The organism is Streptomyces sp. NPDC032745, assembly GCF_055579465.1.
The window spans coordinates 193,585-214,454 of record NZ_JBVING010000011.1 but is presented as its reverse complement, the minus strand read 5'-3'; the positions used below and the strand labels follow the sequence as shown (position 1 = coordinate 214,454).

22 protein-coding genes are annotated in these 20,870 nt (G+C 71.0%); 7 read left to right on the top strand and 15 right to left on the bottom strand.

The window, feature by feature from the left end:
- Positions 1 to 69: 69 nt before the first annotated feature.
- From ACZ5WG_RS27355 to ACZ5WG_RS27345, 3 genes are all read left to right on the top strand, one after another.
- Positions 70 to 291, top strand: a complete 222-nt coding sequence (locus ACZ5WG_RS27355; protein WP_468726559.1) for a hypothetical protein — start codon at positions 70 to 72, stop codon at positions 289 to 291.
- A gap of 62 nt (positions 292 to 353) precedes the next feature.
- On the top strand, positions 354 to 1,619 hold the full coding sequence (locus ACZ5WG_RS27350) for a TerD family protein (RefSeq protein ID WP_468726557.1): 1,266 nt from the start codon (positions 354 to 356) through the stop codon (positions 1,617 to 1,619).
- Positions 1,620 to 1,732: 113 nt separating this feature from the next.
- Positions 1,733 to 1,909 carry a hypothetical protein gene (locus ACZ5WG_RS27345; RefSeq protein WP_166663187.1) on the top strand — a complete coding sequence of 59 codons (177 nt, stop codon included), beginning with the start codon at positions 1,733 to 1,735 and terminating at the stop codon, positions 1,907 to 1,909.
- 126 nt (positions 1,910 to 2,035) lie between these two features.
- Here ACZ5WG_RS27345 and ACZ5WG_RS27340 read toward each other — a convergent pair whose 3' ends face one another.
- Together ACZ5WG_RS27340 and ACZ5WG_RS27335 are read right to left on the bottom strand one after the other, a co-directional pair.
- On the bottom strand, positions 2,036 to 3,475 hold the full coding sequence (locus tag ACZ5WG_RS27340; RefSeq protein WP_468726556.1) for an alkaline phosphatase PhoX: 1,440 nt from the start codon (positions 3,473 to 3,475) through the stop codon (positions 2,036 to 2,038).
- 219 nt (positions 3,476 to 3,694) lie between these two features.
- On the bottom strand, positions 3,695 to 5,170 hold the full coding sequence (locus ACZ5WG_RS27335; RefSeq protein WP_468726555.1) for a hypothetical protein: 1,476 nt from the start codon (positions 5,168 to 5,170) through the stop codon (positions 3,695 to 3,697).
- Between the two features lie 317 nt (positions 5,171 to 5,487).
- Between ACZ5WG_RS27335 and ACZ5WG_RS27330 the strand changes: the two genes are divergently transcribed.
- From ACZ5WG_RS27330 to ACZ5WG_RS27320, 3 genes are all read left to right on the top strand, one after another.
- Positions 5,488 to 7,329: an endonuclease/exonuclease/phosphatase family protein gene (locus ACZ5WG_RS27330; RefSeq protein ID WP_468726554.1), complete on the top strand. Its 1,842-nt coding sequence runs from the start codon at positions 5,488 to 5,490 to the stop codon at positions 7,327 to 7,329.
- Between the two features lie 71 nt (positions 7,330 to 7,400).
- The gene (locus tag ACZ5WG_RS27325) at positions 7,401 to 7,847 is read left to right on the top strand and encodes a GNAT family N-acetyltransferase (protein WP_468726553.1); all 447 of its coding nucleotides are present in this window, start codon (positions 7,401 to 7,403) and stop codon (positions 7,845 to 7,847) included.
- 166 nt (positions 7,848 to 8,013) lie between these two features.
- Positions 8,014 to 8,268 (top strand): hypothetical protein, encoded by a 255-nt coding sequence (locus tag ACZ5WG_RS27320; protein WP_468726552.1) that lies wholly within the window; start codon positions 8,014 to 8,016, stop codon positions 8,266 to 8,268.
- 174 nt (positions 8,269 to 8,442) lie between these two features.
- On the opposite strand, the gene dapD is transcribed toward ACZ5WG_RS27320, so the two are convergent.
- Together dapD and ACZ5WG_RS27310 are read right to left on the bottom strand one after the other, a co-directional pair.
- Complete coding sequence (gene dapD, locus ACZ5WG_RS27315; RefSeq protein WP_468726551.1) at positions 8,443 to 9,423, bottom strand: 2,3,4,5-tetrahydropyridine-2,6-dicarboxylate N-succinyltransferase; 981 nt, start codon at positions 9,421 to 9,423, stop codon at positions 8,443 to 8,445.
- A gap of 9 nt (positions 9,424 to 9,432) precedes the next feature.
- Positions 9,433 to 10,662 carry an MFS transporter gene (locus ACZ5WG_RS27310; protein WP_468726550.1) on the bottom strand — a complete coding sequence of 410 codons (1,230 nt, stop codon included), beginning with the start codon at positions 10,660 to 10,662 and terminating at the stop codon, positions 9,433 to 9,435.
- A gap of 86 nt (positions 10,663 to 10,748) precedes the next feature.
- Between ACZ5WG_RS27310 and ACZ5WG_RS27305 the strand changes: the two genes are divergently transcribed.
- The gene (locus ACZ5WG_RS27305; RefSeq protein ID WP_468726548.1) at positions 10,749 to 11,642 is read left to right on the top strand and encodes a winged helix-turn-helix transcriptional regulator; all 894 of its coding nucleotides are present in this window, start codon (positions 10,749 to 10,751) and stop codon (positions 11,640 to 11,642) included.
- 33 nt (positions 11,643 to 11,675) lie between these two features.
- On the opposite strand, the gene ACZ5WG_RS27300 is transcribed toward ACZ5WG_RS27305, so the two are convergent.
- The 11 genes from ACZ5WG_RS27300 to ACZ5WG_RS27250 all read right to left on the bottom strand — a co-directional run bounded on the left by ACZ5WG_RS27300 (position 11,676) and on the right by ACZ5WG_RS27250 (position 20,762).
- Positions 11,676 to 12,230 carry a TetR/AcrR family transcriptional regulator gene (locus ACZ5WG_RS27300; RefSeq protein ID WP_468726547.1) on the bottom strand — a complete coding sequence of 185 codons (555 nt, stop codon included), beginning with the start codon at positions 12,228 to 12,230 and terminating at the stop codon, positions 11,676 to 11,678.
- On the bottom strand, positions 12,230 to 12,550 hold the full coding sequence (locus tag ACZ5WG_RS27295) for a DMT family transporter (RefSeq protein WP_468726546.1): 321 nt from the start codon (positions 12,548 to 12,550) through the stop codon (positions 12,230 to 12,232). The genes ACZ5WG_RS27300 and ACZ5WG_RS27295 overlap by 1 nt, the downstream gene beginning before the upstream one ends.
- A gap of 40 nt (positions 12,551 to 12,590) precedes the next feature.
- On the bottom strand, positions 12,591 to 13,961 hold the full coding sequence (locus tag ACZ5WG_RS27290; RefSeq protein ID WP_468726545.1) for a DUF3616 domain-containing protein: 1,371 nt from the start codon (positions 13,959 to 13,961) through the stop codon (positions 12,591 to 12,593).
- A gap of 207 nt (positions 13,962 to 14,168) precedes the next feature.
- The gene (locus ACZ5WG_RS27285) at positions 14,169 to 14,516 is read right to left on the bottom strand and encodes a metal-sulfur cluster assembly factor (protein WP_030292256.1); all 348 of its coding nucleotides are present in this window, start codon (positions 14,514 to 14,516) and stop codon (positions 14,169 to 14,171) included.
- Positions 14,513 to 14,977 carry a Fe-S cluster assembly sulfur transfer protein SufU gene (gene sufU / locus ACZ5WG_RS27280; protein WP_030858995.1) on the bottom strand — a complete coding sequence of 155 codons (465 nt, stop codon included), beginning with the start codon at positions 14,975 to 14,977 and terminating at the stop codon, positions 14,513 to 14,515. The genes ACZ5WG_RS27285 and sufU overlap by 4 nt, the downstream gene beginning before the upstream one ends.
- A 22-nt stretch (positions 14,978 to 14,999) precedes the next feature.
- Entirely contained in the window at positions 15,000 to 16,256 is a 1,257-nt protein-coding gene (locus tag ACZ5WG_RS27275) for a cysteine desulfurase (protein WP_383508624.1), read from the bottom strand.
- Complete coding sequence (sufC, locus tag ACZ5WG_RS27270) at positions 16,253 to 17,017, bottom strand: Fe-S cluster assembly ATPase SufC (protein ID WP_053785807.1); 765 nt, start codon at positions 17,015 to 17,017, stop codon at positions 16,253 to 16,255. The genes ACZ5WG_RS27275 and sufC overlap by 4 nt, the downstream gene beginning before the upstream one ends.
- A 7-nt stretch (positions 17,018 to 17,024) precedes the next feature.
- The gene (locus ACZ5WG_RS27265; RefSeq protein ID WP_053785806.1) at positions 17,025 to 17,342 is read right to left on the bottom strand and encodes a bifunctional 3-phenylpropionate/cinnamic acid dioxygenase ferredoxin subunit; all 318 of its coding nucleotides are present in this window, start codon (positions 17,340 to 17,342) and stop codon (positions 17,025 to 17,027) included.
- Complete coding sequence (sufD, locus tag ACZ5WG_RS27260; RefSeq protein WP_468726544.1) at positions 17,342 to 18,520, bottom strand: Fe-S cluster assembly protein SufD; 1,179 nt, start codon at positions 18,518 to 18,520, stop codon at positions 17,342 to 17,344. The genes ACZ5WG_RS27265 and sufD overlap by 1 nt, the downstream gene beginning before the upstream one ends.
- A gap of 68 nt (positions 18,521 to 18,588) precedes the next feature.
- Positions 18,589 to 20,004, bottom strand: a complete 1,416-nt coding sequence (gene sufB, locus ACZ5WG_RS27255) for a Fe-S cluster assembly protein SufB (protein ID WP_468726543.1) — start codon at positions 20,002 to 20,004, stop codon at positions 18,589 to 18,591.
- Positions 20,001 to 20,762, bottom strand: coding sequence for a helix-turn-helix transcriptional regulator (locus tag ACZ5WG_RS27250; protein WP_389409155.1), 762 nt, complete (start codon positions 20,760 to 20,762; stop codon positions 20,001 to 20,003). The genes sufB and ACZ5WG_RS27250 overlap by 4 nt, the downstream gene beginning before the upstream one ends.
- Between the last annotated feature and the right edge of the window lie 108 nt (positions 20,763 to 20,870).

Here is a 20,870-nt window from a genome sequence, read left to right as displayed (position 1 = left end):
CGGCCCGCTCCGCCCGCCGGGCCGTAAACCCGTTGCCCGCCCCGCCCCCGCGGGGGCAGGCTGCCGGTCATGCCGAGACCTCACGGATTCACGTACGAACAGCGCAGCGACAGCAGCGTGGTCATCACGCACCAGGGGCGGGCCGCGAGCACCCTGCGGGGCGGGCGGGCCGAGAAGTTCCTCGCCGAGGTCGAGTCGGGCGACGCGCAGCTCGTGATGGCCCGCTGGACCGGCGCGTACAAGTTCGGCAACGAGCGGACGGCGAAGAACCACCCCCGCAACCGGCGCTGAAATCCGCGGCGAGGGTAAGGGAACGGCAAAGGGCCTCCGGTCGTTCTCCCGGCATGACCGCTATGACCCCAGGTTCCAACCTGCCGCTCAATACCGTCCGTGTGACGGTGGACGTGGCTGCCCCGGTGCGGCTCGACGTGTCGGGACTCCTTCTCGCGGCGGACGGCAAGGTGCGTTCCGACGCCGACTTCATCTTCTACAACCAGCCGTCCGGGCCCGGTGTCAGCCACCGGTCGGGCGGCGGGGCGGCGCCGGACTCGATCACGGTGGACACGGGCGCGCTGCCGCCGGGCATCGAGCGGATCGTGGTCACGGCCAGTCCCGACGCCGCAGGTCAGACCTTCCAGGGCATCGAGCCCACGGCCACCGTGCGCAATGCGGACAGCGGCGCCGTGATCGCCACCTTCACCCCTCCGCAGCTGGGCACCGAGACCGCGCTCGTGGTCGTCGAGGTCTACCAGCGCGGCGGCGTGTGGAAGGTGCGTGCGGTCGGCCAGGGGTACGCCAACGGCCTCGCCGGGATCGCGACCGACTTCGGGGTCTCCGTGGACGAGGAACCCACTCCGCCGCCCGCGGCCGCCCCGCAGGCCCCTGCGGCCCCGGTCACCCCTTCGGCCCCTGTCTGGGGTCAGACCCCCTCGGCGCCCTCCGCCCCGTCCGCCTCCTCCTGGCCGAGCGCCCCCGCGGCCCCCGCTGCCCCCGCCGCCCCGCCCGCGCCGCCCACTGCGGCCCCGGCCGCCACCGGCACCGGGAAGATCAACCTCGACAAGGGCCGGGTCAGCCTCCAGAAGAACCAGACCGTCTCCCTGGTCAAGAACGGCCGCCCCCTGCTCTCCCAGGTGAAGATGGGCCTGGGCTGGGAGCCGGCGTTCCGCGGCCGGGACATCGACCTCGACGCCTCCGTCATCGCGTACGGCCCGCAGCGCAACCACATCGACAGCTGCTATTTCGGCAAGCTGTCCATCCTGGGCGGCGCCATCAAGCACTCGGGCGACAACCTCACCGGTGAGGGAGCCGGGGACGACGAGGTGATCGTGGTGGACCTCGGGCGGCTGCCCGCCGAGGCCACGGGCCTGGTCTTCACCGTCAACTCCTTCTCCGGCCAGAAGTTCACCGAGGTCGCCAAGGCCTACTGCCGCCTGATCGACGCGGCGAGCGGGGAGGAGCTGGTGCGCTTCGACCTCACCGGCGCCCAGCCGCAGACCGGGGTCATGATGGCCAAGCTGGTCCGCCAGTTCTCGGGCGAATGGGAGATGACGGCGATCGGAGACTTTGTGAAGTCGCGCACAGTACGCGGCATGGTCCAGCCCGCCTCACAGGCACTCTGAGCAGGTGGGCGGGCACACGGAGCTACCGTGACCGATCGGCCCGGGGGCCGAGGTGATGGATTCCACCCTTAATCCGGAGGTGACTGTCAGTGCCCGCCCGTAGCCTTGGAAGCATGTACAGCACACTCCGGCCCGCGGGTCCCGCCCGTCCGTCCGCCGCTGAGGCGAACGAGGCGATACGGCACCTCGTCGAGACCCGGGTGGACGAGGAGTGGCCCTCCGAGGCGTACGAGTTCCTGCTCGAGGAATGGGCCGCAGCCAGCCGCGCCGAGGTCGCCGCCGCTCAGTGAACGATCGAAGGCTGCGCCGCCGCCCGGTGAACGGGTGGCGGCGCAGCCTTCGATCGCGAATACCGGCCCGCCCCCGGAATACCGGCCCCCGGATCATCGGCCTCCGGTCCGCCGGCCGCCGACGCGTCAGTGCGCGCGCCGCCACGGACCGGTGATGGCCAGCATGATGCCGGGGTCCTGGATGTTGGCGTACAGCGTGCGCCCGTCCGGGGAGAAGCAGACCCCCGTGAACTCGGAGTACTCCGGCTTCTCCGCCGTCCCGATGTTCAGCTCGTTGCGCGCCAGCGGGTAGGTGCGTCCCGACTCGGTTGCGCCGAACAGGTGCTGCAGGCCGCTGCCGTCCTCCGCGATGACGAGGCCGCCGTACGGGGAGACCGTGATGTTGTCGGGGCCGTCGAGGGAGCCGTCCTTGGCCGGGTCGGCGTTCACCCCGAGCACCACCATCAGCCGGACCGTACGCCGCTTCGGGTCGTAGAACCACACCTGGCCGTCGTGCGCCGTGCCCGGGCTCTCCTCACGGGCGTACGAGGAGACGAAGTAGGTGCCGCCGTCGGCCCACCACATGCCCTCCAGCTTGCGGGCGCGGGTCACCGCGCCGTCCGCGAACTGCTTGCGCACCGGCACCGTCCGCGCGTCGCGGTCCGCCACGTCCACCCAGTCGACCCCGTAGACGGTGCCGGTCTTCGTCGCGCGCGAGAGGTCGTCGACGAACCGGCCGGCACTGTCGAAGCACTTGGCGGCGGCCAGCACGCCGGCGTCGGCGGCGAGGGTACGGAGCTTGCCGCGCCCGTGGCGGAAGCCGCTCGGCGGGGTCCAGCGGTAGAGCAGCCCGTTGGGGCCGGAGGCGTCCTCGGTCAGGTAGGCGTGGCCCTGGCGCGGGTCGATGACCACGGCCTCGTGGGCGTACCGGCCGAAGGCCTTGATCGGCTTGGGGTCGCGGTTGGCGCGGCGGTCGTGCGGGTCGACCTCGAACGCGTACCCGTGGTCCTTGGTCATCCCGTTCTTGCCGGCGAGGTCCTCGGTCTCCTCGCAGGTCAGCCAGGTGCCCCAGGGGGTGGCACCGCCCGCGCAGTTGGTCGACGTACCGGCGACGCCCACCCATTCGGCGACCTCGCCGCCGCGCCGGACCTCGACGACCGTGCAGCCGCCGGCCGCGGCCGGGTCGTAGACGAGGCCCTCGGTGAGGGGGACGGGGTGGGCCCAGTTCGCCCGCTTGCCCTTGAGCTCGTGGTTGTTGACGAGGAGGGTGACCCCGCGGTGGCCCTCGAAGGCGGCCGTTCCGTCGTGGTTGGACGGCGTGGACTCGCCGGACTCGAGCGTGGTGACGCCGCTGTGGGTGATCACGCGGTAGCCGAATCCGGCGGGGAGGGCGAGCAGTCCTGCCGGGTCCGGGAGGAGCGGACCGTAGCCGGGCTCGCAGGGCCGGCCGTGCTCGTCGCGCCGGGTGCCGTCCTCGGCCGCCAGCGCTCCCGGGGCGGTGGCGAGTGCGCCGACCGTTCCGGTGAGCGCGACTCCCGCGCCGGCGATGACGGTGCGGGCGGTGAAGTCTCTACGGCTGAGCGGCATCGGGTCTCCAGGGGTGGGGAGGTGGTGCGCCTGTCGTGCGGTCGTCGGCGCACACGCTCCCGCCCGCACGTGAACGGCGGCTGAACTACCCACGAAGGGAAACCGGCCCCTTCCCGGCGGCCGGAATGGCCAACTCCGGCTCAGGAACGGCGCGTTCCCCCCTCGTTCCCCCTCGTTCCCCCTCGTTCCCACCCTCGTTCCCACGCTCGTTCCAGCGCGTCAGGACTGCCGCGAGCGCGCCTTGAAGGCAGCCTTGCGGGCCTCCTTGGCGGCCTTCTTGTCCGGGTGCAGCCGGCCCATAGCCTCCAGCACGTACGCCGTCGCCGGGTGCTCCACCCGCCAGACCTGGTCGAAGAACCCTGCGTGGTGCGCGGTCAGCGACTCCATCAGCAGCGGCAGTTCCGCGGCCTCCCCGTCCGCCGCGAGCTGCGCCGCGATCGTGTCGACGGTCAGCCAGAACACCATCGCCCCGTCCGGCGCCGGTACGTCGGCCACCCCGCGCTCGGACAGCCAGACGCGGGCGAGCCCGCCGAGCTCCGGATCGTCCAGCACCGCACGGACCGCCGGCTCGGCCTCCGGGCCGGCCGGTGCGAGGGCCTGCTGGCAGCGCAGCCGGCGCAGCGGGCCGCCCTCGTCGGCGCCGCGGGCGGCGGCCAGCAGTTCGGCGACCGCGGCGGGCAGTTCGCGGCCGGTGAGCCACTGCTCGATCTCGGCCTGGGCCGCGCCCTCGGGGTAGCCGGAAACGGCGTCGAGCAGGGCGTCCGCGCCCTTGTCGGCCAGCTCTCCGACGGCGGGGGCGACGACCCCGGCCTCCAGCATGCGGGCGCGGATCCCGTACAGGCCGAGCGGGGTCAGCCGCACCATCCCGTACCGGGAGACGTCCTCGTCGTCGGCTGCGCCACCCGCCACCGAACCGGCGGCGAACTCCTCGTCGTCCGCCTCCGCCATCAGCGCCTCGTCGACGGGCTGGAACTCCACGAGCCCGATCGGCTCCAGCTGCCGGAACTGGTCGTCGAGGCGCATCATCGCGTCCGAAACCTGCTCCAGCACGGCGTCGGTCGGCTCGCTCATGTCCTCCGGGATGACCATCGAAGCGGCGAGCACGGGCAGCGGAACCGGGCCGTCCGAGGCGCCGTGCCCGGCGACGGTGAGCAGGTAGAGGTTGGCGAGGACCCCGTCGAGGAAGTCCGCCTCGCGGCGCGGGTTCCAGTCCAGCTGGTCGAAGTCGATCTCACCGCCCGCGTCCAACGCGTCGACGAGGCCGTCCAGATCGGGCACGGCCGCGTCCGCGAGCACGGTGTCCAGGGCGGCCAGCCACAGGGCGAGCACCTCGCCCGGCGCGCCGCCGCTCACCAGGGCCAGGTCCTCGCCGGGCACGGCGGTGCCGGACTCCTCGTCGCCGTCGTCCTCGGGCTCGGTCACGTCGACCAGGCCGGTGTCCACGGCCACGCGCCATGCCCGGCTCGCGAGCACCGGGGCTTCCTCGTCGGCGGCCTCGAAGCCGAGCGCGGCGGCGGCCTCGGGCAGCTGTGCGGCGACCAGTTCGCCGCCGATGTCGACGCGGGTGTCCGGTCCGGCCCAGCGGGCCAGCCGTACGGCGCGGGCGAACAGCGGGGCGACGAGGGCGTCGCGGGCCAGTTCCGCATCGGAGGGCAGCCGTACGGGCGGCAGCGTGGCGTGCGGCTCTGCGGACATGGGGCGGTCTCCTCGCGGACGCGGTGGGGCGGTGGTCCGGCCGCCGCGGGCGGCCGTCCGGCGCACAAGCGTAGACGCATATCGGGCGCGCCCGAGGGGCCATCTCCTTTGGTTCATCCCACAGTCAGCTTCCGTATCCCCTGGAGGCCTTGACAACTTCCCTGGTCACACAGGAAATTGACGCGCGTAGATCTATGGGGAACCACTGGGATTCCTGCGGATCTCCTGCGGCCCGGCCGCGGACCCACCGCACATATCCCGCCAAAACCACGCATCACCCCCTCGCTCGTCTCTTCCACACACCGGAGTTCCTGACCATGCGCTCCTCGCATCCCCGTTCCGCCGCCGTCTCGGCACTCGTCGCCACCGCCCTGGCCACCGGCCTGCTGGCGGGCACCGCCGACGCCGCCGAAGGCGCCGCGTCCGCCGATCCGATACGCATCCACGACATCCAGGGCACCACCCGGATATCGCCGCTGAACGGCAAGCAGGTCGCCGATGTCGCGGGCATCGTGACCGGCGTGCGCACGTACGGCTCGCGCGGTTTCTGGATGCAGGACCCGGACGCCGACGACAACGACGCGACCAGTGAGGGCGTCTTCGTCTTCACCAGCTCCGTCCCGACCGTCGCCGTCGGCGACGCGGTCAAGGTCTCCGGCCTGGTCGGCGAATACATCCCCGGCGGCGTCTCCTCCGGCAACCAGTCGGTCACCCAGATCTCCAAGCCGGCCGTGACCGTCGTCTCCTCGGGCAACGCGCTGCCCGAGGCCACCGCGATCAACGAGTACAACGTGCCCGCCGAGTACGCCCCGGCGGGCGACCCGGCCGCCGCCGGCAGCATCAACGGCCTGGCCCTGGAGCCCTCGCGCTACGCCCTGGACTTCTACGAGTCCCTCGAGGGCATGAACGTGAAGATCGGCACCTCGCGCGTGGTCGGCGCCACCGACCCGCACGCGGAGCTGTGGGTCACGGTGAAGGGCTGGGAGAACACCGCCAAGCGCGGCGGCACGATCTACGGCTCGTACGAGTCCCAGAACACCGGCCGGCTCCAGGTCCAGCAGCTCGCGCCGCTGGCGCAGCAGCCCTTCCCGGTGGCCAACGTCGGCGACAAGCTGACCGGCACCACCGAAGGCCCGCTGGACTTCAACCAGTTCGGCGGCTACACCCTCGTGGCCCGCACCCTCGGCACGGTCAAGGCGGGCACGCTCGCCCCCGAGAAGACGAAGGCGCAGGCCGCGAACGAGCTCGCGGTGGCCACGTACAACGTGGAGAACCTCGACCCGAGCGACCCGCAGGAGAAGTTCGACAACCTGGCGAAGGCCGTCGTCGCGAACCTCGCCTCGCCCGACATCCTGGCGCTGGAGGAGATCCAGGACGACAACGGCGCCAAGAACGACGGCACGGTGTCGGCGGAGCAGACGCTGACGAAGTTCACGGCGGCGATCGCCGCGGCCGGCGGCCCGGCGTACCAGTGGCGCACCATCAGCCCGGAGAACAACAAGGACGGCGGCGAGCCCGGCGGCAACATCCGCCAGGTGTTCCTGTTCAACCCGGCCCGCGTCTCCTTCACCGACCGCGCGGCGGGCGACGCGGTGACCGCGACCGGTGTCGTCAAGGAGCAGGGCAAGGCCGCCCTGACCCACTCCCCCGGCCGGATCGACCCGGCGAACCCGGCGTGGGCCGACAGCCGCAAGCCGCTCGCGGGCGAGTTCGTCTTCAAGGGCAAGACGGTCTTCGTGATCGCCAACCACTTCGGCTCCAAGGGCGGCGACGAGGGCCTGACCTCGTCCCACCAGCCGCCGGTCCGCTCCTCGGAGGCCAAGCGGCTGCTGCAGGCGCAGGCCGTGAACGGCTTCGTCAAGGAGCTCCTGGCGGCGGACAAGAACGCGAACGTCCTCGCCGTCGGCGACATCAACGACTTCGAGTTCTCGGGTACCACGCAGGCGCTGGAGGACGGCGGGGCGCTGTACTCGGCGATCAAGTCGCTGCCGAAGGCGGAGCGCTACTCGTACGTCTACCAGGGCAACGCCCAGGTACTGGACCAGATCCTGACCAGCCCGGGGATCAAGTCGTTCACCTACGACAGCGTGCACATCAACGCGGAGTTCTCGGCGCAGAACAGCGACCACGACCCGCAGGTGCTCCGCTTCCGCCCGTAACCGCGGTGCGGACCTGAGCCGCAGGGGGCCCGGACGCCGTCACGTCCGGGCCCCCTGCCACACTTCCGGTCATGATCTTCCGTACTGCCACCCGTGAGGACCTGCCCGCCGTACTGGCCCTGCTGGCGGTCGCCGGCGAGGAGGAGCGGGCCGAGGTCACCGAGGCGCACGAGCAGGCGTTCGCCGCGATCGAGGCGGACGCCCGCAACGAGATGCTGGTCCTCTGCGAGGGCGGGACGGGGACGGTGCTCGGCTGCCTCCAGCTGACGTACGTCCCGGGCCTCGGCCAGGGCGGGCGGGAGCGGGCGCTGGTCGAGGCGGTGCGGATCCGCGAGGACCGCCGGGGCGGCGGGCTGGGCGCGGAGCTGATGCGGCGGGCGGTGGCGCGGGCGCGCGAGCGCGGCTGCGGCCTGGTCCAGCTGACCAGCAACAAGCAGCGGGCGGACGCCCACCGCTTCTACGAGCGGCTGGGCTTCACGCGCAGCCACGAGGGCTTCAAACTGCGCCTGGCGGACTGACCGGGGAGGCCGCCGGGCCGGTTCTGCGGACAAGTGGGGACTTTCGCCCCTGGCGTGACGCTCGCCACATCACCACCCATTCGCCCCGGGTTGTGGTGTTGAGTGTCCCCACGCTCGACAGTGTCCCCACGCTCGGCCATGTCGGCCCGTATCCCCGGAGGACCGCGTGTTCCCCTCCATCTCCCCCGCCCAGGAAATCGGCCTTGCCGTCCTGCTCGTGGCCGCCCTCGTCTGGGTGCTCGGCTTCGGCCACATGCTGTGGGACGCCCGCTTCCACCACCCGGAGCCCGGCGCGTTCGAGGGCATCGCGGTGATCCCGGCGCAGCGCACTGCTGCCGCGCACCCGATGGAGTCGGTCGAGCTGACCGAGGCGGAGGAAGAGGCCTTCGCAGGCCTCATCCGCACCCTCCCCCACTCCTGACCGGCCCGTCCTCCCGCGCTCGGGGCGGGAGGACGTCACGCCGGTCCCCGCCACCGGCGGTTTCATCGCACCGGAAGCCGAAATGCCCTCCCGGGCCGTTGCGGGGCCGTGGGAGGGCACTCGTGGTGGCCGGCGTGAGGACCGGCGACGGCTCGCCGCAGGTGCGGCGGGGCGTCAGTTGTGGCTGTGGAGGACCTCGTTGAGGCCGCCCCAGACCGCGTTGTTCGGGCGGGCCTCGACCGTGCCGGTGACCGAGTTGCGGCGGAAGAGGATGTTGCTGGCGCCCGAGAGCTCCAGGGCCTTGACGATCTGGCCGTCCGGGAGGGTGACGCGGGTGCCCGCGGTCACGTACAGGCCGGCCTCGACGATGCACTCGTCGCCCAGCGCGATGCCGACGCCTGCCTCGGCGCCGATCAGGCAGCGCTCGCCGATCGAGATGATCTGCTTGCCGCCGCCCGAGAGGGTGCCCATCGTGGACGCGCCGCCGCCGATGTCGGAGCCGTCGCCGACCACGACGCCCGCCGAGATGCGGCCCTCGACCATGGAGGTGCCGAGGGTGCCGGCGTTGAAGTTGACGAAGCCCTCGTGCATGACGGTGGTGCCCTCGGCGAGGTGCGCGCCGAGGCGGACCCGGTCCGCGTCGGCGATGCGCACGCCCTTGGGGGCGACGTAGTCCGTCATCCGCGGGAACTTGTCGATCGAGGTGACCTGGAGGTAAAGGCCCTCGGCGCGCGCGTTCAGCCGTACGGTCTCCACCTGGTCCACGGCGACCGGGCCCAGCGAGGTCCAGGCGACGTTGGCCAGCAGTCCGAAGACGCCGTCCAGGCTCTGGCCGTGCGGCTTGACCAGGCGGTGGCTGAGCAGGTGCAGGCGCAGGTACGCGTCGTGCGCGTCCAGCGGCTTGTCCTCGAGGGAGGAGATCACGGTGCGGACGGCTACGACCTCGACGTCGCGGACCGCGTCCAGGCGGATCGCCTTGGCCGCGGCGGCGCCCAGCAGCTCCACGGCCTGGTCGGCGGTGAGGCGCTCGGTGCCGGCCGGGCCGGGCTCGGCGACCAGCTCGGGGGCGGGGAACCAGGTGTCGAGGACGGTGCCGTCGGAGGCGATGGTGGCAAGTCCGGCGGCGACGGCGCCGGTGGTACGCGTAGCAGTCATGTCCGAAACCTAACCGGCGACGGCCTGCGGTTGCGAACCGGTCTCATGTGCCGGTCGGCCCGCGTGTCGCCGCTGCCGCACCGAAACCCACAGCACCGCCCCGCCCGCGCCCGCCGCCAGCGCCGCGCACAGCGGCCACAGCAGCCCGGGCGCGGCCGCGTACAGCGCTCCGCCCAGCGGTGGCCCGAGGACGACACCGCTGACCGAGACCCCCGCGTACAGGCTCTGGAACCGCCCGATGGCGTGCTCGGGCGCCTGGTCGGCCACGTACGCGGTGGCGGTGGTCTTGTACAGGATCTCGCCGAGGCTCAGCAGCACCATCATCACCACGGCACTCGTCACCCCCACGCCTGGCAGCAGCGCCGCGTACCCGGCCCCGACCAGCACCAGCCCGGTCCCGATGACCGGGAGCGGCGGCCGGGCGCGCAGCGCGACGGCGGCCGGGAGCTCGAGCAGCAGGATGACCGCGCCGTTGAGGGCGATCACGAGGCCGAAGGCCCGGGTGCCCTGTCCGTGGTCGGCGAGGAAGACGGGGAAGGTGCCGTACTGCTGGCGGTAGACGAGGTCGGTCACCAGGATCGCGCCGAGGAGGACGAGTACGGCGGGCCGGGCGCGCAGCTCCGCCCACAGACCGCGGCCCCGACCCCCGTCCGGGGCCGCGGCGGCATTGCGGGAGGCACCGCGGGCGGGGACGACCCGCGCGGTCCAGAGGGCGAAGAACAGGGTCCCGAGGCCGTCGCAGACGAAGAGCCAGTCGTACGAGAGCCCGGTCGCGATCAGGGCTCCGAGGGGCGGGCCGAGGGTGAAGCCGCCGTTGGAGACGCAGCGGACGACGGCGAAGGCCTGCCGGCGGGCCCCCTCGGGGACGGTGACGGCGACCAGCGCGGAGTTCGCGGCCCGGACCACGCCGGAGGCGTACTGGGCCAGCGGCAGGGCCGCGTAGAGCCCGGCGGTGGGCAGGAGCGGGAAGGACATCAGGGCGAGGCCGCCGGCGGTGGAGGCGGCGAGCAGCACCCGGCGGTGGCCGAAGCGGTCCCCGTACCAGCCGCCGGTGAAGTTCCCGGCGACGAGGCCGACGCCGCCGATGCCGGTGACCAGGCCCGCCTGGGCGGCGCCGAGGCCGCGCGGGCCGGTCAGGTACAGGAAGACGAAGACGAAGGTGAAGCTGACGACGGCGTTGACGAACACTCCCGCCGCCAGCAGCCACACCGCTCTCGGCACGTCCTTGAAGCCTTGCACCGCGCCCCCCGCACCCTTGGTCAGTTCCTTTTGGGAACGGACTATGTCAGCATGACAGCCTTGGGTCAACGGACAAAGGAGTGCCCATGGCCCAGCGCACACACCTCGACGATGCGGACTGCGCCATCGCCCAGGCCCTCGACGTGGTGGGTGACTGGTGGACGCTGCTGATCGTGCGCGACGCCGCGCGCGGCGTGCACCGCTTCGACGCGTTCCAGCGCGAGCTGGGGATGTCCCGCAAGGTGCTGGCCGAGCGGCTGAAGCTGCTGGTCGAAGCCGGGGTGCTGACGCGCGAGCCGTACCAGGAACGTCCGGTGCGGCACGAGTACCGGCTGACCCCGCGCGGGCGGGGGCTGCTGCCGGTCCTGGTGGCCCTCCAGGACTGGGGAGACACCTGGGTCCTGGGAGAGGGAGACATGACGGCCACGACGGAGGAGTCCTCGCGGGAGGCGGAACGGGTGCACGCGCTGCGCGGCACCCAGCTGCCGGAGCTGGCACTGCCGGACCGGTTCGGGGAGGTCCGGGATCCGGTGGCGGACACGCCGTTCACGGTCCTGTACTGCTTCCCCGGCGCGTACGCCCGGGCCGATTCCTACCCGCCGGGGTGGGCGGGGATCCCGGGGGCGAAGGGCTGCACGTTCGAGTCGTGCACGTACCGGGACCAGCTGGCGGAGTTCACGACGGCAGGGGCGACGGTGCACGGGGTGTCCACCCAGCGGCCCGATGAGCAGCGGGAGTTCGCGGAGGCGGAGGGGCTGCGGTTTCCGCTGCTCTCCGATGCGGACCTTTCGCTGACGGCGGCGTTGCGGTTGCCGACGTTCCGGGCGGCGGGGGTCAGCCGGCTGAAGCGGTTGACGCTGGTGGTGGACCGGGAGCGGGTGGTGCGTGAGGCGATCTACCCGATCCGGGACATCGAGGGCAGTGTCGCTGCGGCGTTGGCCGCGGTCCGGGCCGCCGGCCAGGGAGTGTCGTCGAAGTAGCCCCGGGCCCCCGGGCTCCCGGACCCCCGCGCCTCACGTGCCGCCGGGGCCGGAGTTCAGGATGCGGGCCAGGATCTCGCGGGTGCAGGGCTCGTCGTACTCCCCCGCCGTCAGCAGGACCTGGAGGCCGATGCCGTCCATCACCGCCACCAGGGCCCGGGCCGTCTGCGGGTCCACTCGGCGGGCCAGGGCCGCCGAGACCGACTCCGTCCACTCCGCCGCCACCGGGCGCAGCGCCGGGCGGCGCAGTGCCTCCAGGTACAGCTCGTACTCCAGCTCCGCCCGCGCCCGGTCCGCCGTCAGGAACTCCCCCAGCAGCCGCGCCAGCGCCCCGGCCAGATCCGGGTCGTCGACGTCCGGCACCGGGACGAAGCCTGCGTTCGCCTGTCGCAGCGCCGCGACCAGCAGGTCGTCCAGCGTCTTGAAGTGGTACGTGGTCGAGCCCAGCGGAACATCCGCCTCCGCCGCCACGCTGCGGTGGCTCAGCCCTGCGATGCCCTTGGCGCCCACCACCCGGATCGCCGCGTCGATGATCCGCTGCCGCCGGTCCGGGTCGTACCTGCGCCCGCCGGTGCCCGCGGGGGCCATCAGTGCGCCCCGCCCAGGTTCAGCAGCACCACGCCGCCGATGATCAGTGCGATCCCGGCGATCTTCGCGGCGGTGGCCGCCTCCCCCATGAACGCCATCCCGATCGCGGCGATGGCGGCCGTGCCGACCCCGGCCCAGATCGCGTACGCCGTGCCCACCGACATCGACTTCAGCGTCTGCGCGAGCAGCGTGAACGCGACGGCATAGCCGGCCAGCGTGCCCAGCGACGGCCACAGCTTCGTGAAGCCGTCGCTGAACTTCATGGCGGTGGTCCCGGCCACCTCGGCGGTGATGGCCGCGGCAAGCAGTACGTAGGGCATGTGTACGAGAGTACACATGCCCTGCGCGGCCACCTCTGCCTCAGTTCAGCGTGAACCAGGCCGCCCGGGCCTTCTTCCACTCCGGGTGCGTCAGGTCCTTGGCCTCGACGCCGTCCCCGTACAGGTCCGCGGACCCGCTGTCCGTGATCAGCTGTACGCGCGCCCCCTGCACCGACAGGTCGGGCACGTCCACGACGGCCTCCCAGCCGCCCGGGTCGGTCGTCGGCAGGTCGGCCCGCTTGACCGGGGCGTGGCCCGCGACGCCGTCCCACTGGTAGAGCGCGTACGGGTCCGAGTTGTCGTCCGCGGCCCAGGAGCCGGCCAGGATCAGGTACTGGTTCGCCGCGTTCTTGCGGATGTCGCGGATCGACAGCCCGCCGAGGTCGAGCTCGATGCCCGCCCCGAACGTGGCCTTGGTCCCGCTGGAGAGCACCTTGTCGAAGTTGGTCACCGGCACGATCAGCGCCTTGCCGCCCGGCACCGCCGGGGCCAGCGGGGCGCGGAAGCCCAGGTACGCGGTCGTGGTCGAGCCCGGCGCGAACTCCAGCCCCTCCACGTTGAAGCCGTCGATCTGCTTGGGCGCCTCGCCGGCCGCCGTGCCGGCCGCGAAGCCGTAGCGGTTGCCGTTCGCCTTGTCCCAGGCCACCAGGTCGTCGCGGAGGTTCTTGTACGAGCGCCCGTACGCGAGCTGCGTACCCGGCCCGGAGCCGGTCACCGTGGTGGTGAACACCGTGTTCCGGGGCGCCTTGTACTCGCCGTCCTTGTTGTTGCCGAGCGAACCCGTCCAGTACACGGTGTTGCCGATCAGGGTCGCCCCCTCGATGTCCACCTCCTTGGTGACTCCGAGCTGCGAGCTGAAGTCCCAGGTCCGGACCGGGGCGGCCGAGCGGGAACGGTCGTACAGGCGCAGCACGTTGCTCTCGTCGTCGGCGACCACGGTGTAGCCGCCGCCGACGTCCACGGCGGCCGAGGAGTCCGAGGCGCCGGTGAAGTACCGGGCGTCGGCAGGGTTCTGCACGGCGGCCGAGGCGGCGTAGGACAGGGTCTTGGTGGCGCTCTTGCCGCCCAGCCCCGACACCTTGACGGTGAGGCTGGTGTAGCCGCGGCCGCGCGCGGTGACGGCCAGCTGCCGCACCGCCCCGGCCCCGGTGACGGTCACGTCGCCCGTGCCGGCGACCGAGGCCCTGCTCGACGCGGAGGCGCTGACCGTCAGCGCGGACACGTCGGCGCCGCTCTGCCCCACGGTCACGTCGACCACGGGGTCCCCGACCGCGCCGACGGCGCCGGACAGGTACGCCGCGGACAGGCTGATGGTCGGCGTCCCGTACGTCACCGCCTGCGCGGGCACGACCGTGACCGTCCCGGCGACGACCAGCGCCGCGATCCCTGCGATACCAAGCTGCTTCTTCATCGGTGTCCCCACGAGTCGAGCCGAGCGCGAACCACGTCACGCCGTGACGGCCGTCGAGCAGGTTCGGCCACCGTGGCCAACTCCCGGTGCACTTCAATCGTCCGCCGGACGAACACGCAGGGCCTCCCGGGAGCTTTCGGGAGCTCCCGGAAAACGCGAAGGGCCCCTGGCACAGAGTGCCGGGGGCCCTTCGCGGAGCGGGGTGGCTCAGACGTTGAAGCCGAGCGCGCGCAGCTGCTCGCGGCCGTCGTCCGTGATCTTGTCCGGGCCCCACGGGGGCATCCAGACCCAGTTGATGCGGAGCTCGTTGACGATGCCGTCCGTCGCCGACTTCGCCTGGTCCTCGATGACGTCCGTCAGCGGGCACGCCGCCGAGGTCAGCGTCATGTCGAGGGTCGCGATGTTCGCGTCGTCGATGTGGATGCCGTAGATCAGGCCCAGGTTGACGACGTCGATGCCCAGCTCGGGGTCGACCACGTCGTAGAGGGCCTCGCGGACCTCCTCCTCGGTGGCGGGCTTGATCGACGCCTCGGCGGGCGTCGCGTTCTCGGTCATGCCGTCTTCCTCTCCGCGCCGTCGCCCAGTGCCTGGGCGGTCGCGTCCTTCCAGGCCATCCAGCTCAGCAGAGCACACTTCACGCGAGCCGGGTACTTGGAGACGCCGACGAACGCGACCGCGTCCTCCAGCACCTCCTCCATGGCCTCGTCGGGCTCGATCTTGCCCTTCGACTGCATCATCTCCAGGAACACGCCCTGGATCTTCTGCGCCTCGGCCAGCTCCTTGCCGACGAGCAGCTCGTTCAGCACGGACGCGCTGGCCTGGCTGATGGAGCAGCCCTGGCCCTCGTACGAGACGTCGGTGAGCGTCTCGCCGTCGTACTTCACGCGCAGCGTGATCTCGTCGCCGCACGTCGGGTTGACGTGGTGCACCTCGGCGTCGCCGTCGCGCAGGCCACGCCCGTGCGGGTGCTTGTAGTGGTCCAGGATCAGTTCCTGGTACATCGAATCCAGCTTCACTGCGTCGTCCTCGTCGCCCTCGTCAGCCGAAGAAGTTCCGTACGTGCTCCAGCCCGTCGATCAGTGCATCGACGTCGGCCGGAGAGGAGTACAGGTAGAAAGACGCTCGCGTGGTCGCGGGAATTCCGTAGCGCAGGCAGACCGGGCGCGCGCAGTGGTGTCCCACGCGCACCGCGATGCCCTGCTCGTCCAGGACCTGGCCGACATCGTGGGGGTGGATGTCACCGAGCGTGAAGGAGATCGCGGCGCCGCGGTCCTCGGCCGTGGTGGGGCCGATGATCCGCAGGTCGGGGACCTCCAGGAGGCGCTTCACCGCGTACTCGGTGATCGCGTGCTCGTGCGCGGCGATCTTGTCCATGCCGATCGCGGTCAGGTAGTCCACGGCCGCGCCGAGGCCGACGGCCTGGGCGATCGGGGGCGTACCCGCCTCGAACTTGTGGGGCGCCGGGGCGTACGTCGAGGCGTGCATCGACACGGTCTCGATCATCTCGCCGCCGCCGAGGAACGGAGGCAGGTCCTCCAGGAGCTCCTGGCGGCCCCAGAGGACGCCGATGCCGGTCGGGCCGCACATCTTGTGGCCGGTGAAGGCCACGAAGTCGGCGCCGAGCGCCTGGACGTCCAGCGGCATGTGCGGAGCGGCCTGCGAAGCGTCGATCAGCACCAGCGCGCCGACCTCCTGGGCGCGGCGGACGATCGCCTCGACCGGGTTGATCGTGCCCATGATGTTGGAGACCAGCGTGAAGGAGACGATCTTCGTCTTCTCCGTGATGACCTCTTCGATGTTGGACAGGTCGAGCCGGCCGTCGTCGGTCAGGCCGAACCACTTCAGCTTCGCGCCGGTGCGCTGCGAGAGCAGCTGCCACGGGACGATGTTGGAGTGGTGCTCCATCTCCGTGATGGCGATCTCGGTCTCGCGGTCGACCCGGTAGGGCTCGTCCGCCCAGCCGAGCATGTTCGCGACCAGGTTGAGCGACTCCGAGGCGTTCTTGGTGAAGATCACCTCGTCGCGGCTCGGCGCGTTGATGAAGGCGGCGACCTTGTCGCGGGCGCCCTCGTACAGCGCCGTGGCCTCCTCGGCGAGCACGTGCACGCCACGGTGGACGTTGGCGTTGTGCTGCTCGTAGTACTCGTTCAGCGCGTCGAGCACCTGGCGCGGCTTCTGCGAGGTCGCCGCGTTGTCCAGGTAAACGATCTTCTTCCCGTCGTGGACCACGCGATCCAGAAGGGGGAAGTCCTTGCGGATCGCCTCGATGTCGAGGAGGCCAGGCATCTGTGTCACGCGGTTGCGCCACCCTTCACGTACTTGTCGTAGCCCTCGGCCTCCAGCTGGTCCGCCAGCTCGGCGCCACCGGACTCGGCGATGCGGCCGTTCGCGAACACGTGCACGAAATCGGGCTTGATGTAGCGCAGGATGCGCGTGTAGTGGGTGATCAGCAGCGTGCCGACCTCACCGGTCTCGCGGACGCGGTTGACACCCTCGGAGACGATGCGCAGGGCGTCGACGTCGAGGCCGGAGTCGGTCTCGTCGAGGATCGCGATCTTCGGCTTGAGGAGCTCCAGCTGGAGGATCTCGTGGCGCTTCTTCTCACCGCCGGAGAAGCCCTCGTTGACGTTGCGCTCGGCGAAGGCCGGGTCCATCTGGAGCTGCTCCATCGCGGACTTGACCTCCTTCACCCAGGTACGCAGCTTCGGCGCCTCGCCGCGGATGGCGGTGGCCGAGGTGCGCAGGAAGTTGGAGACCGAGACGCCAGGGACCTCGACCGGGTACTGCATGGCGAGGAAGACGCCGGCGCGGGCGCGCTCGTCGACGGACATCTCCAGGACGTCTTCGCCGTCGAGGGTCACGGTGCCACCGGTGATGGTGTACTTCGGGTGACCGGCGAGCGAGTACGCCAGGGTGGACTTGCCGGAGCCGTTGGGGCCCATGATGGCGTGCGTCTCACCCTGCTTGACGGTGAGGTCGACACCCTTGAGGATCTCCCGGGCGCCGTTCTCGGCCTCGACGGAGACGTGCAGGTCGTGGATTTCAAGCGTTGCCATGGGTGCCTCAGGACTCCTGGGTGAGGGAGACGAGCACGTCGTCCCCTTCGATCTTTACGGGGTAAACGGGTACGGGGCGGGTCGCCGGCAGACCGGAGGGCTTGCCGGTGCGCAGGTCGAAGGAGGACCCGTGCAGCCAGCACTCGATCATGCAGTCCTCGACCTCGCCCTCCGAGAGCGAGACGTTCGCGTGCGAGCAGATGTCGTTGATCGCGAACACCTCCCCCTCGGTGGAGACGATGGACACCGGCGTGCCGTCGAGTTCCACCCGCTTCGGGGTGTTCTCCTCGAGCTCGCTCAGCGCACAAGCCTTGACGTAGGTCATCAGACGGACGCCTCGAGCTCGGTCTCGATCTTGGCGAGGAGTCGCTCCTCGATGTCCGGGACACCGATCTGCTGGACGAGCTCGGCGAAGAAGCCGCGCACGACCAGGCGGCGGGCCTCGTCGGCCGGGATGCCGCGGGCCTGCAGGTAGAAGAGCTGCTCGTCGTCGAAGCGGCCGGTCGCGGAGGCGTGGCCGGCGCCGACGATCTCGCCGGTCTCGATCTCCAGGTTCGGCACCGAGTCGACCCGCGCGCCGTCCGTGAGGACGAGGTTGCGGTTCATCTCGTAGGTGTCGGTGCCCTCGGCGCTCTTCTCGATGAGGACGTCACCGATCCAGACGGCGTGGGCGCCTTCGCCCTGCAGCGCACCCTTGTAGACCACGTGGGACTTGCAGTGCGGGGCGTCGTGCGTGACCAGGAGGCGGTGCTCCTGGTGCTGGTCGGCGTCCGTGAAGTACAGGCCGAGGAGCTCGGCCTCGCCGCCGGGGCCCGCGTAGCTGACCCGCGGGTGGAGGCGTACGACGTCGCCGCCGAAGGTGACCACGATCGACTTGAAGGTCGCGTCGCGGCCGACCAGCGCGTTGTGCTGGGAGCAGTGGACGGCGGTGTCCTCCCAGTCCTGCACGGAGACGACGGTGAGCTTGGCGCCGTCGCCGACGAGGAAGTCGACGTTGCCGGCGCGCACGCCGTCACCGGTGTGGTCGATGACGACGACGGCCTCGGCGAAGGCCTGTACGTCGAAGACGGTGTGCCCGAAGGTCGTGCCGCCCTCGCCGTGCAGCGAGACGCGCACCGGCTCGGTCAGGACGGCCTCCTTGGGCACGGTGACGACCGTGGCCTTGGCGAAGGACGAGAACGCCTGGGCGGCGATCCGGTCCACCGGGGTGCCGGCCTTGCCGATGCGCGCGTCGTCGCGCTCCACCGACTCGACGGTGACGCCCTCGGGCGCGTCGATCTGGGCCTTCATGGTGCCGTCGGCGACCGCGGTTCCGTCGTGCAGACCACGCAGGCGCGCCAGCGGGGTGAACCGCCACTCCTCCTCGCGGCCGTGGGGGACGGGGAAGTCCGCCACGTCGAAGGACGGGGGTGCGCTCATCCGGGTGGCGACGGTGGACTCGGCGGCCACCGCGATCGCGCCGGCGGTGGTCGAACCCGCCGGAATGTTCTGAGCCTCAGCCATGGCTGTCGTCTTGCTCGCTCTCGTGTCTACGTCAAAGAATGTGCTGCGGTACGGGCGGCCGGCCGGGATTAACCGACCGAACCCTCCATCTGCAGCTCGATCAGCCGGTTGAGCTCCAGCGCGTACTCCATGGGCAGCTCGCGCGCGATGGGCTCGACGAAGCCGCGCACGATCATGGCCATGGCCTCGAACTCCGTCAGACCGCGGCTCATCAGGTAGAAGAGCTGGTCGTCGGAGACCTTGGAGACCGTGGCCTCGTGGCCCATGGAGACGTCGTCCTCGCGGACGTCCACGTACGGGTACGTGTCCGAGCGGGAGATGGTGTCGACCAGGAGCGCGTCGCAGAGCACGTTCGACTTGGAGCCGTGGGCACCCTCGCCGATCTCGACCAGGCCGCGGTACGAGGTGCGGCCGCCGCCTCGCGCCACCGACTTGGAGACGATGTTGGAGGAGGTGTTCGGCGCCATGTGGACCATCTTGGAGCCGGCGTCCTGGTGCTGGCCCTCGCCCGCGAAGGCGATGGACAGGGTCTCGCCCTTGGCGTGCTCGCCCATCAGGTAGACGGCCGGGTACTTCATGGTGACCTTGGAACCGATGTTGCCGTCGATCCACTCCATGGTCGCGCCCTCGTACGCCACGGCGCGCTTGGTGACCAGGTTGTAGACGTTGTTCGACCAGTTCTGGATGGTCGTGTAGCGGCAGCGGCCGCCCTTCTTCACGATGATCTCGACCACGGCGCTGTGCAGCGAGTCCGAGGAGTAGATCGGGGCGGTGCAGCCCTCGACGTAGTGGACGTACGCGTCCTCGTCGACGATGATCAGCGTCCGCTCGAACTGGCCCATGTTCTCCGTGTTGATACGGAAGTAGGCCTGGAGCGGGATGTCGACCTTGACGCCCTTGGGCACGTAGATGAACGAGCCGCCCGACCACACGGCGGTGTTCAGCGACGCGAACTTGTTGTCGCCGACCGGGATGACCGTGCCGAAGTACTCCTGGAAGAGCTCCGGGTGCTCCTTGAGCGCGGTGTCCGTGTCGAGGAAGATGACGCCCTGCTCCTCCAGGTCCTCGCGGATCTGGTGGTAGACGACCTCGGACTCGTACTGGGCCGCGACACCGGCGACGAGGCGCTGCTTCTCCGCCTCCGGGATGCCGAGCTTGTCGTACGTGTTCTTGATGTCCTCCGGCAGGTCCTCCCACGAAGCAGCCTGCTTCTCGGTCGAACGCACGAAGTACTTGATGTTGTCGAAGTCGATGCCGGAGAGGTCGGAGCCCCAGGTCGGCATGGGCTTCTTGCCGAAGAGCTTGAGGCCCTTGAGGCGGAGCTTCAGCATCCACTCCGGCTCGTTCTTCTTGGCCGAGATGTCGCGCACGACGTCCTCGGACAGACCCCGCTTGGCAGCGGCGCCGGCCGCGTCGGAGTCGGCCCAGCCATATTCGTAGGTGCCCAGGCCATCGAGCTCAGGGTGAGCAGTCTCCGTGGTCATGCGGGGTTCCTCCCGGCCGTACTTGCAGATGCTGATGTGTCGGTCTGTGCGGTGCCCGCGCCTCGTGGGATGAACGTGGTGCACACCCCGTCGCCGTGGGCGATCGTGGCGAGGCGCTGCACATGCGTCCCGAGCAGGCGGGAGAAGACCTCGGTCTCCGCCTCGCAGAGCTGCGGGAACTGCTCGGCGACATGGGCGACCGGGCAGTGGTGCTGGCAGAGCTGTTCACCGCTGTGCGGACCGGGAGCGCTCTTCGCCGTAGCAGCGTACCCGTCCGCGGTCAACGCCTTGGCAAGGGCCTCGGTGCGCTCCGCGGGGGCGGCGGCGTCCAGGCTCTCCCGGTAGGTCTCGGCCTGTGCGTCCATCCGCGCCCTGGCGAAGGCGGCGACGGCCGCCTCCCCCTGCTCGCCTCCGCCGGCGGCCTGCGCGATCCAGCGCATTGCGTCCGCGGCGAGCGAGTCGTAGGACTGGTCGAACGCGTCGCGGCCGCAGTCGGTCAGCGCGAAGACCTTGGCGGGCCGGCCCCGGGTGCGCGTGCCGTAGACGCGCTGCTCACGGGGCTCGACCACGTCGTCGGCGACGAGCGTGTCGAGGTGGCGGCGGACGGCGGCCTGGGTGAGGCCGAGACGTGCGGCGAGGTCGGCGACGGTGGACGGACCGTGGTCCAGGATGGAGCGCGCGACCCGGTTGCGGGTTGACCGCTCCCCGGTAGCGAGTTCCCCCTGGGGGGTCTCGATCATCCGTTCGCCGTATTTCACAACGCCATTGTTGCGTAATTAGTCGAGCCCCGACAAGCCGTGACGGAGGCCACCCCTGGTGGCCTCTATCACTAAGGGTTACCTAATTTGTCTACGCAGAGTTAAGCG